General features: G+C 68.4%; 11 protein-coding genes. 7 read left to right on the top strand and 4 right to left on the bottom strand.

The genetic code is table 11. The features are described from left to right. The first annotated feature begins 1 nt into the window (after nt 1). From JHC36_RS06155 to JHC36_RS06130, 6 genes are read left to right on the top strand one after another with little or no spacing between them, the layout of a single operon-like run. On the top strand, nt 2-679 hold the full coding sequence (locus JHC36_RS06155; RefSeq protein WP_287917129.1) for a class I SAM-dependent methyltransferase: 678 nt from the start codon (nt 2-4) through the stop codon (nt 677-679). Nucleotides 680-713: 34 nt separating this feature from the next. Next, complete coding sequence (locus tag JHC36_RS06150; RefSeq protein ID WP_287917126.1) at nt 714-1,451, top strand: acylneuraminate cytidylyltransferase family protein; 738 nt, start codon at nt 714-716, stop codon at nt 1,449-1,451. After that, nucleotides 1,444-2,481 (top strand): N-acetylneuraminate synthase, encoded by a 1,038-nt coding sequence (neuB, locus tag JHC36_RS06145; protein WP_287917124.1) that lies wholly within the window; start codon nt 1,444-1,446, stop codon nt 2,479-2,481. The genes JHC36_RS06150 and neuB overlap by 8 nt, the downstream gene beginning before the upstream one ends. Further along, nucleotides 2,478-3,698 carry a UDP-N-acetylglucosamine 2-epimerase gene (gene neuC / locus JHC36_RS06140; RefSeq protein ID WP_287917122.1) on the top strand — a complete coding sequence of 407 codons (1,221 nt, stop codon included), beginning with the start codon at nt 2,478-2,480 and terminating at the stop codon, nt 3,696-3,698. The genes neuB and neuC overlap by 4 nt, the downstream gene beginning before the upstream one ends. 27 nt (nt 3,699-3,725) lie before the next feature. Further along, the gene (locus JHC36_RS06135) at nt 3,726-5,225 is read left to right on the top strand and encodes a DegT/DnrJ/EryC1/StrS family aminotransferase (protein ID WP_287917120.1); all 1,500 of its coding nucleotides are present in this window, start codon (nt 3,726-3,728) and stop codon (nt 5,223-5,225) included. Next, the gene (locus tag JHC36_RS06130) at nt 5,218-7,038 is read left to right on the top strand and encodes a polysaccharide biosynthesis protein (RefSeq protein ID WP_287917117.1); all 1,821 of its coding nucleotides are present in this window, start codon (nt 5,218-5,220) and stop codon (nt 7,036-7,038) included. Before JHC36_RS06135 ends, JHC36_RS06130 begins: the two co-directional genes overlap by 8 nt. Before the next feature lie 109 nt (nt 7,039-7,147). On the opposite strand, the gene JHC36_RS06125 is transcribed toward JHC36_RS06130, so the two are convergent. After that, complete coding sequence (locus tag JHC36_RS06125; protein WP_287917114.1) at nt 7,148-7,795, bottom strand: LON peptidase substrate-binding domain-containing protein; 648 nt, start codon at nt 7,793-7,795, stop codon at nt 7,148-7,150. A gap of 167 nt (nt 7,796-7,962) precedes the next feature. Between JHC36_RS06125 and JHC36_RS06120 the strand changes: the two genes are divergently transcribed. Continuing rightward, a complete protein-coding gene (locus JHC36_RS06120) occupies nt 7,963-8,529 on the top strand; it encodes a YggT family protein (RefSeq protein ID WP_124224034.1) in 567 nt (188 codons plus the stop codon). A 43-nt stretch (nt 8,530-8,572) separates the two neighbouring features. Here the strand turns inward: JHC36_RS06120 and accD are convergent, their stop codons facing one another. The 3 genes from accD to trpB are packed head-to-tail and all read right to left on the bottom strand — an operon-like array spanning nt 8,573 to nt 11,605. Then, nucleotides 8,573-9,448 carry an acetyl-CoA carboxylase, carboxyltransferase subunit beta gene (accD, locus tag JHC36_RS06115; protein ID WP_124224035.1) on the bottom strand — a complete coding sequence of 292 codons (876 nt, stop codon included), beginning with the start codon at nt 9,446-9,448 and terminating at the stop codon, nt 8,573-8,575. Nucleotides 9,449-9,482: 34 nt separating this feature from the next. After that, nucleotides 9,483-10,316 carry a tryptophan synthase subunit alpha gene (trpA, locus tag JHC36_RS06110; RefSeq protein WP_124224036.1) on the bottom strand — a complete coding sequence of 278 codons (834 nt, stop codon included), beginning with the start codon at nt 10,314-10,316 and terminating at the stop codon, nt 9,483-9,485. After that, nucleotides 10,313-11,605, bottom strand: coding sequence for a tryptophan synthase subunit beta (gene trpB, locus JHC36_RS06105; RefSeq protein ID WP_287917108.1), 1,293 nt, complete (start codon nt 11,603-11,605; stop codon nt 10,313-10,315). The genes trpA and trpB overlap by 4 nt, the downstream gene beginning before the upstream one ends. Nucleotides 11,606-11,620 lie beyond the last annotated feature (15 nt).

The raw sequence follows: 11,620 nt of genomic DNA, 5'->3' as shown, positions 1-11,620 counted from the left end.
CATGTCCTGGAACCCTTTGTGGGAGTCGATTCACCGCGACCGTCCCTGGGGCCTTTACCCAGGTGAAGACGTGATCCGCTTCGTGGCCGGCCATTACGGCCGCGGGCCCGACCGTGCGCAGTTGCGTATTCTGGACGCTGGCTGCGGTGCCGGCGCGCATCTTTGGTACCTCGCGCGTGAAGGCTTTTGCGCGCATGGCTTCGACGGCTCGCTGACGGCGGTGCAGCGGGCCGTGGCACGGCTCGATCGGGAATGCCCCGGCTGGCGTGAGGCCGGAGGCAGCGTGCAGGTGGCGGATTTTGCCGCGCTGCCCTATGGCGACGGGGTGTTCGACGGCGTGCTCGATGTCGCTTCGGGTTGCTACAGCCCTTTGGAGCAGGCTCGCCAGAACTATGCCGAACTGGCCCGCGTGGCTCGGCCGGGCGCGCGCTTGTTCGTGCGCACCTTCGCGCGGGGCTGTTGGGGCGACGGGACGGGGCGCGCCGTCGATGCGGATTTTTGGGACTGCGCCGAAGGGCCGCTCGCGGGGCATGGGCCGACGCGCTTCACGGCCTACGAAGACCTGCCCCGCTTGCTGGCGGGCTGGCGCATCGAGCGCATCCAACGCCACAGCATGGGCGAGCCCGATGGATCGAAGACGCTGGTTCACTGGGTGGTTCACGCCCAGCGCGCGGCATGAGCCTTCGGGCGCTGCATCGGGAGGAATCAGGTTCATGAGCACCGATTCGGGTTTGACCATCGCCACCATCTGCGCGCGCGGCGGCAGCAAAGGGCTGCCGCGCAAGAACGTGCGGCCGCTGGCGGGCAAGCCGCTCATCGTGCACAGCATCGAACAGGCGCGGGCCTGCGCCGCGGTCGACGGCGTCTATGTCTCGACGGACGACGCCGAAATCGCCGCGATCGCCGAGGCCGCAGGGGCCATCGTGCCGTATCGGCGACCCGCCGAGCTGGCTTCCGACGCCGCGGGAAAACTGCCGGTCATCGAGCATTTGGTGCAGTACCTCGAGGCCTCGGGCCTCGTGATAGCGACCATCATCGACCTGCAGCCAACCTCGCCGCTGCGGACCGCAGACGACATCGCCGGGGCTTGGGCGCTGTCTGGTCAGACCGGCGCGGAACTGGTGGTGAGCGTGACCGAGCCTTCGCACAATCCCTACTACACCCTGGTCGAGGCCCAGAGCGACGGTACGCTGGCGCTGTGCAAGCCAGCGGCGTTTGCGCGCCGGCAGGATGCCCCCGCCGTTTGGGGGCTCAACGGTGCGATTTATGTCTGGCGCCGCGCCGCTCTTGCGCGCGCGGCGCGCGACGGTTTTTGGAGCGTTCCCGCCCGCGCGTATCCGATGCCGAGGGAGCGCTCGGTCGACATCGACGACCGCTTCGACTTTGAACTCGCCGAGTGGCTCTACCGCCGCGCCCTTCGACCCGAATCCGAGGACTCCACGCATGTCTGATGTGTTCATCATTGCCGAGGCCGGCGTCAACCACAACGGGCGCCTCGACCTCGCACTGGCGCTGTGTGACGCCGCCCGTGCCGCCGGCGCGGACGCGGTGAAGTTCCAAACCTTCCGGGCCGAGGATGTGGTGACGCCCGATGCCGCCACGGCCGATTACCAGCGCACCAACACCGGCGCCACCAGCCAATTCGAGATGATCCGCGCGCTCGAGCTCGACTTCGACGCCCACCAGCGCATCGCCGAGCACTGCGCGCACATCGGCATCGAGTTTTTCTCCACGCCTTTTTCAGAGGCTGCGGTCGATGAACTGGTTCGGCTCGGCGTGCGCCGGCTCAAGCTGCCTTCGGGCGAGCTGACCAACCGACCGCTGCTCGAATGCACCGCCGACACCGGCCTGCCTTTGCTCGTCTCCACCGGCATGGCCACACTCGACGAAGTGCATGAGGCGCTGGGCTGGATCCAAAGCCGCTGGGCCGCCGCCGGCCGAGTCGGGGCCCATAGGCCCGCACTCACGGTGTTGCATTGCACCTCGGCCTATCCGGCGCCTGCCGATGCGCTCAATTTGCGGGCCATCCCCACGCTCGCGCAGGCGACCAGGCTTCCGGTCGGCTATTCGGACCACAGCGAGGGCGTGGAGGCGGCGCTCGCGGCGGTGGCGCTCGGTGCCCAGGTGGTCGAGAAGCACCTCACGCTCGACCGTGCCTTGCCCGGCCCCGATCACCGCGCTTCGGCCGACCCCGAGAGCTTCGCGCGGCTGGTCGCGGGTATACGGGCGGTCAGCCGCATGTTGGGCGACGGGGTCAAGCGGCCCCAGCCCATCGAGGCGAACACCCGCGACGTCGCGCGGCGCAGCGTCGTCGTCGTGCGTGACTTACCCCAGGGGCATGTGCTGGCAGCGTCCGACCTCGGTTTGCGCCGGCCCGGAACGGGACTGCCGCCGTCGGCGCTCGCGACACTGCCCGGCCAGCGCCTGAGCCGCGCTGCGAAGGCCTGGACGACGCTGACCACGGAGCATCTCGCGCCATGAACGCCGATCCAGTCGTCGGCGCAAGCCGGGAAATCTTCGGGACCCAGCCTGAGCAGCCCGTGACCGCCGTGCGCCGGGTGCTCTACGTGACGGGCACCCGGGCCGACTTTGGTTTGATGCAGCATGTGCTCGCGCGCATCGACGCGCATCCGCGCTTGCAGCTCCAATTGGCCGTGACCGGCATGCACCTGAGCCCGGCCTTTGGCGAGACGGTGCGCGAGATCGAAGCGAGCGGCCTGCCGATCGTGGCGCGCATTCCCACCGAGGTCGAGTCGCGCAGTCCGGCGGCGATGGCGCGTGGCATCGGGCAGATGGTGGTGGCGCTGACCGAAGTGCTCGAGCGCGAGCGGCCGGACCTGATGCTGCTGGTCGGCGACCGCGGGGAAATGCTCGCGGGTGCGATTGCGGCGTTGCATGTGGGCGTTCCCAACGTACATCTGCACGGTGGAGAGCGCTCGGGCACGGTCGATGAGCCGGTGCGCCACGCCATCACCAAACTCAGTCACTGGCATTTCGTCGCCACCGAGGCGTCGCGGGCGCGGGTCATCGCCCTTGGCGAGCGGCCCGAACATGTGTGGGTCACCGGCGCGCCGAGTCTCGATGGACTGGCCGCGGTGCTCGATGCGCCTCGCGCGTCCGCGCTCAGCCGCCTCGGGCTCGAGGCGGACGCGACGTACGCGCTGGTGCTGTTCCATCCGGTGGTGCAGCAGCGGGAGGATGCCTTCTGTCAGACCGCTGCCCTTGCCGAGGCGCTCGAGCGCGTCGCGGTGGCACAAGGTTTGCGGCTCGTCTGGCTTGAGCCCAATGCAGACGCCGGTTCGGGCGGCATCTTGCAGGCGCTCGATGCCGCCGCGCAGCGGCTGGGGCAGCGCCTGGTGCGCATCACGCACCTGACGCGCGCGCACTACCTCGAAGCGCTGCGCCATGCGCAGGTGCTGGTCGGCAATTCCTCCTCGGGCATCATCGAGGCGGCATCGCTGGGCACGCCGGTGGTCAACATCGGTGACCGGCAGCGCGGCCGGGAGCGCAATGCCAACACCTTGGACTGTGGCGTGGAGGCCGCAGCGATCGAGGCGGCGGTGCGGCAAGCCCTGGCGCACGGACGTTTTGCCCCGACCAATGTCTACGGCGACGGCCACGCGGCCGAGCGCATCGTGCGCCTGCTGGCCGAGACGCCGTTTGCGCCTGATTTGCTCGACAAAATCAACACCTACTGAGCGCCTTCCTTGTTCTCGGTTTTTGTCATGAACGATCGCCTCACGCCCCTGTGTTTGCCGCCCGAAACCCCTTGGGGTGAGGCCCTCGCGCGGCTCAATCAAACCGGGCGGGGCATTTTGCTCGTCGTCGATGGCTCGGGCCGCCTGCTGCGCACACTTACCGACGGGGATTTGCGCCGTGCGGTGTTGGCGGCGGTGCCGACCGATGCGCCGGTGTCCGCCTTGCCATCGAAGCCGCCGGTGGTTGCCGACGAGGCGGCGACGGCCGAGGCTTTGCTGCGGCTCATGGACGCGCACGCCATCGACCATGTGCCGGTCTGTGACGCTGCGGGCCGGGTGCGCGACCTCGTGACGCGGCGTGAGCTCTCGCAGCGCATTTGGTTGTCCTCGCCGCATCTGGGTGAGGAGGAAACCGCCTTCGTCGAGGAGGCGTTTCGCAGCAACTGGATCGCGCCGCTCGGCCCGCATGTGGACGCGTTCGAGCGGGAGGTGGCCGCGCAGGTGGGTGTGGGCCATGCCGCCGCCCTGAGTTCGGGCACGGCGGCGATCCACCTGGGCTTGTTGCTGCTTGGCGTGCGGCCGGGCGACACGGTGTTTTGCGCGTCGCTGACGTTCGTGGGCAGCGCCAACCCCATTCTTTATTGCGGCGCGCGGCCGGTGTTCATCGACTCCGAGCCGCAGACCTGGAATCTTTCGCCCGCAGCGCTCGAGCGTGCGCTGGAATGGGCGCGCCGCGAAGGGCGGCTGCCGCGTTGCGTGATCGTGGTGAATCTTTATGGGCAGAGCGCGGATATGGATGCGATCGTGCCGCTGTGCGCCCACTACGGCGTGCCCGTGCTCGAGGACGCGGCCGAGTCGCTCGGAGCGCGCTACAAGGGCCGTGCCAGCGGCAGCTTTGGCCGCGTCGGCATTTTTTCGTTCAACGGCAACAAGATCATCACCACCTCGGGCGGCGGGATGCTGGTGGCCGACGATGCCGATCTGGTCGCGCGTGCGCGCAAGCTCTCGACGCAGGCGCGCGAGAACGCGCCGCACTATGAGCATGTCGAGGTTGGCTTCAACTACCGCATGAGCAATGTGCTGGCCGGCATCGGCCGCGGACAGTTGCGTGTGCTCGAGCAGCGCGTGGCGCAGCGCCGACGGGTCTTCGAGCGCTATCGGGAGGCGCTCGCGGCTTACGAGGACATCCAATGGATGCCCGAGCCCGAGGGCTATGCGAGCACGCGCTGGCTCAGTTGCTTCACCCTGGCCGGCCCGGATGCGGCGGCACGCCGCAGCGCGATCGCGCAATGGCTCGCGCGGCATGCGGTCGAGGCGCGGCCGGTGTGGAAGCCCATGCACCTACAGCCCTTGTTCACCGGCGCGCCGTATTTCCCGCATGCGCCGCAGCAGGACGTATCGGCGGCCTTGTTCGAGTCGGGACTGTGCCTGCCCTCGGGCTCGAACCTCAGCGTTGCGCAGCAAGACCGTGTGATCGACTTGCTGCATCGTGCCTTCGAGGCGACCGCGGAGGGGCAGGGTGTCTGAGCGATTCCGGGCCTGGCCTTGGGGCCGCATCACCCTCGACCTCGCCCTGGTCGCGCTCGCCTGGTGGCTGGCGTTTTGGCTGCGCTTCAATTTCGATGTGCCCGAGGAGCACGCGGCGCTGATGCTGCAGACCGCGTTCGTGCCGGTGCTGGCCTATGGCCTCGCGCTGCTCGGGGCGCGGGTGTACCGGCATATCTGGCGCTACACCAGTCTGCCCGAACTCTCGCGGCTGGTCGCGGGCGTGGCGGGCGGCGGCTTGTTGACGGCGGTGGCGGTTTTGATGGCGCGACTGCCGAATTCGCCACGCTCGGTGTTGCTGCTGCATCCTTTGTTGGTGCTGCTGTTGCTGGGCGGTGTGCGCGTGCTGTGGCGGCTGGCTTCGGAGCGCCGCGGCGCACCCACAGCCTTGGCGGGCGCGCCGACCTTGCTGCTCGGCAGCCTCGCCGAGGCGGCCGAGGCGCTGCGCGCGCTCAAGCATTCGACGCGGCTTGCGCCGGTGGGGATCGTCACGCCGCGTCGGGAGGAGGTCGGGCGGGTGCTGCAAGGCGTGCCGGTGCTCGGTGGAATTGACGCGCTGGCCGATGCGGCGCGCGAGAGCGGCGCACGGGTGGCTTTGGTGCTGGCCGCGCCGGGCCAGCCTGAGCGGCGCGAGGCGATGTTGGCGGCGGCGGAACTGGGCCTGTCTTTGTTGACCTTACCTCGGCCCGACGACTGGTTGCAGGGCGAGGGCGCCGGTCCCCGCGCGGTGGCGCTCGAAGACCTGCTGGGGCGCGCGCCGGTGCAGCTCGACGTCGCGGGCTTGTCGGACATGCTCGCCGGGCGCACCGTGCTCGTGACCGGCGCGGGCGGCTCGATCGGCTCGGAGCTGTGCCGGCAGATCGCGCGCTTCGGCGTCGCGCGGCTGGTGTGCGTGGACGTGTCCGAATACGCCATCTACCGGCTCGAGCAGGAGCTGCGCGCCGCACACCCGCAGCTCGAGGGCCATTACTACACCGCCAACGTGCGCGAGGCCGATCGGCTGCGCTCGATTGCGGCTGCACATCCGCCCGCGGTGGTGTTTCATGCTGCGGCCTACAAGCATGTGCCCTTGATGGAGACGCACAACGAGATCGAGGCGCTGCGCACGAATGTGCTCGGCACGCTCAACGCCGCACGCGTGGCGGGCGAGGTGGGGGCCGCGCGTTTCGTGCTGATTTCGACGGACAAGGCGGTGAACCCGACCAATGTGATGGGCGCGAGCAAGCGCCTCGCGGAGTTGGCCGTGCAGGCGGTGGCCGCGCAGCACCCGGCGACCCGCTTCGTCGCGGTGCGCTTTGGCAATGTGCTGGGCTCGAGCGGCTCGGTGGTGCCGCTTTTTACCGAGCAGATTGCACGCGGCGGCCCGGTGACGGTGACGCATCCGGAAATCGTGCGCTATTTCATGACCATCCCTGAGGCGGCGCAGCTCGTGCTGCAGGCCGCGCTGATGGGTCAGTCGGGGCAGATTTTCGTGCTCGACATGGGCGAGCCGGTGAAGATCGTCGAACTCGCGCGCATGCTCATTCGGCTCTCGGGCAAGACCGAGCAGGATGTTCCCATCGTCTACACCGGCCTGCGCCCGGGCGAGAAGCTCTATGAAGAATTGCTGGCCGATTGTGAGACCACCGCCCCGACGCCGCACCCCAAGCTGCGCGTGGCGCGCGCCGTCCCGCCCGCAGCCGCGCTGTTGGCTGCCTTGGCGTGGATCGACGAAGCCGGCCCCGCGCCCGATGCGCTCGCGCTGCGGTGCTGGCTGCAGGCTCAGGTGCCCGAATACCAGCCGCGCCGGGGCTGAATGCCCGAGTTTGTTCCGACGCCGGCGGCGCGATGCTTGCAGCCAGTTGGGATGCTTTTTCGCCCTTCCCCAGCGTAAAACGGGTGGTTTCTGCTATCAAAAAGAAAGTTTACGAGCCTCGGACGATGCCGGTCTTCTCGAGCAGATCGGCCACCCATTGGAGCCGCAGCGCCGGATCTTCGATGGCCATGAGCTGCAGCTTGATCGATGGGGGTGCCGGCAGCATCTCGGCCCAGCGGTTGGCGACCCAACCTGCGTCCTCGTAGCGGCGCGGCGCATCGGGCGGCCAGGGCGACTCGCCGCGCAACCGCAGGTTCGCGTGCAGTTGGCGCAGGGCCTGCGCACTCGCGGCGAGGTCTGCCGGAATCGCCGTGGGCCGGTCCGGGTTCAGCAGTTCGACATCGGCGACCCAAAGCCCGGAGCGCAGCATGCGGCAGTCGCGCAGGCGAAAAACCTGGCGCCCGAGGATCTGCAGCGCAGACGCGGCCGCTTCGCCCACTCCGGCGTCGGTGAGCGCGGCGAGCGTGCCAAAGTCATGAAAGCGCGCAGCGGGTGGCGTCACCGTGGGCAGGGGCTCGGTTTCATCGGAGCCACGGCGGGGTGTCACCACGCCAAACGGGGCACCTGCGGCGGCACAGCGTTCGAGCCAATGGCGCGTGGGCGCGGCGACGGCGCGCAGCGTCAGCCGGCCTCCGGGAAAGACGACACTGGCGAGTGGCAGCAGCGGGACGTTGGTGAGCGTGAGCGGAGCGTGCAAGGAAGGTTCGGGCCAGCACGGGGGTGGGGATGGGGTCGCGGGCGTCATGGCGGGCGCGCTCTCGATATGATCGGATTGCGCGTGCAGGCGGGAGCGCCTGGGGCGTCATCCCTTTGCACAACGCTCGGTCGTTCGAATTCTCAACCATCCATCCGGGACCTCGCGGCATGTTGAATGAAATTTTGGTGCTGTTGCTCGAGTTTGGCACCGGCCTGCTTGGCGGGGCTTGCTTGCTGCGTGCGTACATGCGCGGCGTGGGCGTTTCCATGGACCATCCGCCGGGGCGTTTCATTTTGGCGGTGACCGACTGGCTGGTGCTGCCGCTGCGCCGCGGTTTGCGGCCGAGCGGGCGGTGGGATCTGGCCAGTCTGTTGGCCGCGTGGCTGGTGAAGTTTGCTCAGTTTGCGCTGCTGTGGGCCCTGCACGGCGGCGGCGCTTCGTGGGCGGCGGTCGTGGTGCTGGCCTTTTTTGGTCTCGCGCAGATGGCGATTTCGATCGCCAGCGCCGTGGTGCTGGTGGCGGCGATTCTGTCGTGGGTGCAGCCCGGCGGGCCGATGGCGTGGTTGCTGGAACGTTTGACCTCACCCCTGCTGGCGCCGCTGCGTCGGGTGATTCCGCTTGTGGGCGGGGTGGATCTGTCGCCGCTGGCCCTCTTGGTGCTGCTGCAGATCGCAGCGATCGTGCTGGCGAACCTGCAGCACCTGGTGTTGGGTTTCGGCGCTTGGCTGCGCTGAGGCACGGCCGAATGGGCGCCCGTGACGGCGCGCGCCGAAAGAATCAGGCGACGATCGCGTCGGCGCTGAGGCGCTGCAGCATCGCGAGCGTGCGGGCGACTGTGTCGCGCAACTCGCGGCGGTCGCAAATCAGGTCGACGGCGCCTTTTTGCAGCAGGAATTCCGCGCGCTGAAAGCCCTCGGGCAGCGTCACGCGCACGGTGGATTCGATCACGCGCGGGCCGGCAAAGCCAATCAGCGCCTTGGGCTCGGCAATGACCACGTCGCCGAGGAAGGCAAAGCCCGCGCTCACGCCGCCCATGGTCGGGTCGGTCAGCACACTGATGTAGGGCAGCTTCTTCTTGGCCAGGCGCGTGAGCGCCGCGTTCGTCTTGGCCATCTGCATCAGCGAAAGCAGCCCTTCTTGCATGCGCGCGCCGCCGGTGGCGGTGAAGCACACGAACGGCACTTTCTGCTCGATGGCCGTCTCGACCCCGCGCACGAAACGCTCGCCCACGACCGAACCCATGCTGCCGCCCATGAAGTCGAATTCGAAGGCCGCCGCAACCAGGCTGATGCCCTTGACCGAGCCGCCCATGACTACCAGCGCATCGGTCTCGCCCGTGGCTTCGAGCGCCTCTTTGAGCCGCTCGGGGTATTTGCGACTGTCTTTGAATTTCAGCGCATCGACCGGCAGCACTTCCTGGCCGATCTCATAGCGCCCCTCGTTGTCGAGGAACTGGTTGAGCCGCGCGCGCGCGCCGATGCGGTGGTGGTGGCCGCAGCTCGGGCAGACGTTCTGGTTCTGTTCGAGGTCGGTGCGGTAGAGCACGGTGTCACAGCTCGGGCACTTGGTCCACAGGCCCTCGGGGATGCCGCGGCGTTCGGTCTTTTCGGACTTCTGAATCTTCGGGGGCAGCAGTTTTTCGAGCCAGCTCATGGGTCCTCCAATGGCGGTGGCGCGCGATGCCTACTCAAGCCGCGCGTGCCGCCGATGATACGTCGTCGAGTGCCGCGCGGATGTCGCGCAGGAAGGCCGCGGCGGCAGGCACCACGGCCTCGCGGGGTAAGGGGTCGATGAGGCTGATCAGCCGGCTGCCGATCACCACCGCGTCGGCCACGCGCGCGATCTCGCGCGCGGTCGCTGCGTCGCGGATGCCAAAGCCGACGCCCACGGGGATCGTGACCTGGGCGCGGATGCGCGGCAGCATGGCTTCGACCGCGCTCGTGTCGAGCGAGCCCGCGCCGGTCACGCCCTTGAGCGAGACGTAATAGACATAGCCGCTGGCGACTCGGGCCACCTGGGCGATGCGCTCGTCGGTGCTGGTCGGGGCGAGCAAGAAGATCAGGTCCATGCCGTGCGCGCGCAGCTTGGCCGCGAAGTCGGCGCATTCCTCGGGCGGGTAATCGACGATCAGCACCCCGTCCACGCCGGCCGCTGCCGCGTCGCGGATGAAGGCGTCGGCACCGTGCCGCTGGTCGTAGCGCTCGACCGGGTTCGCATAGCCCATGAGCACGATGGGCGTTTGCGTGTCGCTCTGGCGAAAACGGCGCACCATCTGCAACACGTCTGCGAGCCCGATGCCGAGCGCCAGCGCGCGCTCACCGGCCTTTTGAATGACGGCGCCGTCGGCGCTCGGGTCTGAGAATGGCACACCGAGCTCGATCACGTCGGCCCCGGCGGCAACCATGCCGTGCAGCAGTTCGGGCGTGAGGTCGGCATACGGGAAGCCGGCCGTGACAAAGGGGATGAGTGCCTTGCGGCCAGCGGCTTGCAGGCGGGCGAAGGTTTCCTGGATGCGGCTCATGCGGGCAACTCCCCGAGGCGGATGATGGACTCGCCGCCCTTGACGCTTTGGCCTTCGCAGCTCGGGCGGCAGAAGAAGCCGGCGCCGGAGAGGTCGGCCACGGTGCCGATGTCTTTGTCCCCGCGGCCCGAGAGGTTCACCAGGATGGACTGGTCCGGGCGCATGGTGCGTGCGAGCTTCAAGGCGTAGGCCACGGCGTGGCTCGATTCGAGCGCGGGGATGATGCCCTCGGTGCGGCACAGATGGTGGAAGGCGTCGAGCGCTTCCTGATCGGTGATGCCGACGTACTCGGCGCGGCCGATGTCCTTGAGGTAGGCGTGTTCGGGGCCGACGCCGGGGTAGTCGAGCCCGGCGCTGATGCTGTGCGTCTCGGTGATCTGGCCGTTGTCGTCTTGCAGGATGTAGGTCCGGTTGCCGTGCAGCACGCCAGGGCTGCCTTTTTGCAGCGAGGCCGAATGCTTGCCCGATTCGAGCCCGAGCCCAGCCGCCTCGACACCGATGAGCCGCGTCGATTCGAACGGGATGTACGGATAGAAGATGCCCATCGCATTGCTGCCGCCGCCCACGCAGGCCACCACCACGTCGGGCTGTTCGCCGGTGCAGCCCGCCTCGCGCAGCATCTCCGGCATCTGCTTGACGCATTCGTTGCCGATGACGCTCTGGAAGTCCCGCACCATCATCGGGTAGGGGTGCGGTCCGGCTACGGTGCCGATGATGTAGAAGGTGTTGTCGACGTTGGCAACCCAGTCGCGCAAGGCTTCGTTGAGGGCGTCCTTGAGGGTCTTGCTGCCCGAATCGACGGGCACGACGGTGGCGCCAAGCAGCTTCATGCGGTAGACGTTGGGGCTTTGGCGCTTGACGTCTTCGCTGCCCATGTAGACCACGCATTCAAGCCCGTAGCGCGCGCAAATCGTTGCAGTCGCCACCCCGTGCTGGCCCGCGCCCGTCTCGGCGATGATGCGCGGCTTGCCCATGCGGCGCGCGAGCATGGCCTGACCGATCGTGTTGTTGATTTTGTGTGCGCCGGTGTGGTTGAGGTCTTCGCGCTTGAGGAAGATTTGCGCGCCGCCCAGTTCGCGGCTGGTGCGCGCGGCGTGGTAGACGGGCGAGGGGCGTCCCACGAAGTGCGCGAGCTCGTGGTGGAACTCGGCCACGAAGTCGGGGTCGTCCCGGTAGCGCGCGTAGGCGTCGCGCAGCTCGTTGATGGCATGGGTGAGCGTTTCGCTCACGAAGCTGCCGCCATAGCGGCCGAAATGCCCGCTCGGATCGGGCTGGTGGTAGTCGAACATGGTCGTTGGCGTTCC

The organism is Tibeticola sp., from assembly GCF_022759015.1.
GTDB lineage: Bacteria > Pseudomonadota > Gammaproteobacteria > Burkholderiales > Burkholderiaceae_C > Tibeticola > Tibeticola sediminis.
This window is presented reverse-complemented; position numbering and strand designations above follow the sequence as displayed.

Coding starts and splice junctions, on each gene's coding strand:
- JHC36_RS06120 (WP_124224034.1), top strand. CDS start 7,963: ATGTTGAATGAAATTTTGGTGCTGTTGCTCGAGTTTGGCACCGGCCTG.
- JHC36_RS06150 (WP_287917126.1), top strand. CDS start 714: ATGAGCACCGATTCGGGTTTGACCATCGCCACCATCTGCGCGCGCGGC.
- trpB (WP_287917108.1), bottom strand. CDS start 11,605: ATGTTCGACTACCACCAGCCCGATCCGAGCGGGCATTTCGGCCGCTAT.
- neuB (WP_287917124.1), top strand. CDS start 1,444: ATGTCTGATGTGTTCATCATTGCCGAGGCCGGCGTCAACCACAACGGG.
- neuC (WP_287917122.1), top strand. CDS start 2,478: ATGAACGCCGATCCAGTCGTCGGCGCAAGCCGGGAAATCTTCGGGACC.
- trpA (WP_124224036.1), bottom strand. CDS start 10,316: ATGAGCCGCATCCAGGAAACCTTCGCCCGCCTGCAAGCCGCTGGCCGC.
- JHC36_RS06135 (WP_287917120.1), top strand. CDS start 3,726: ATGAACGATCGCCTCACGCCCCTGTGTTTGCCGCCCGAAACCCCTTGG.
- accD (WP_124224035.1), bottom strand. CDS start 9,448: ATGAGCTGGCTCGAAAAACTGCTGCCCCCGAAGATTCAGAAGTCCGAA.
- JHC36_RS06155 (WP_287917129.1), top strand. CDS start 2: ATGTCCTGGAACCCTTTGTGGGAGTCGATTCACCGCGACCGTCCCTGG.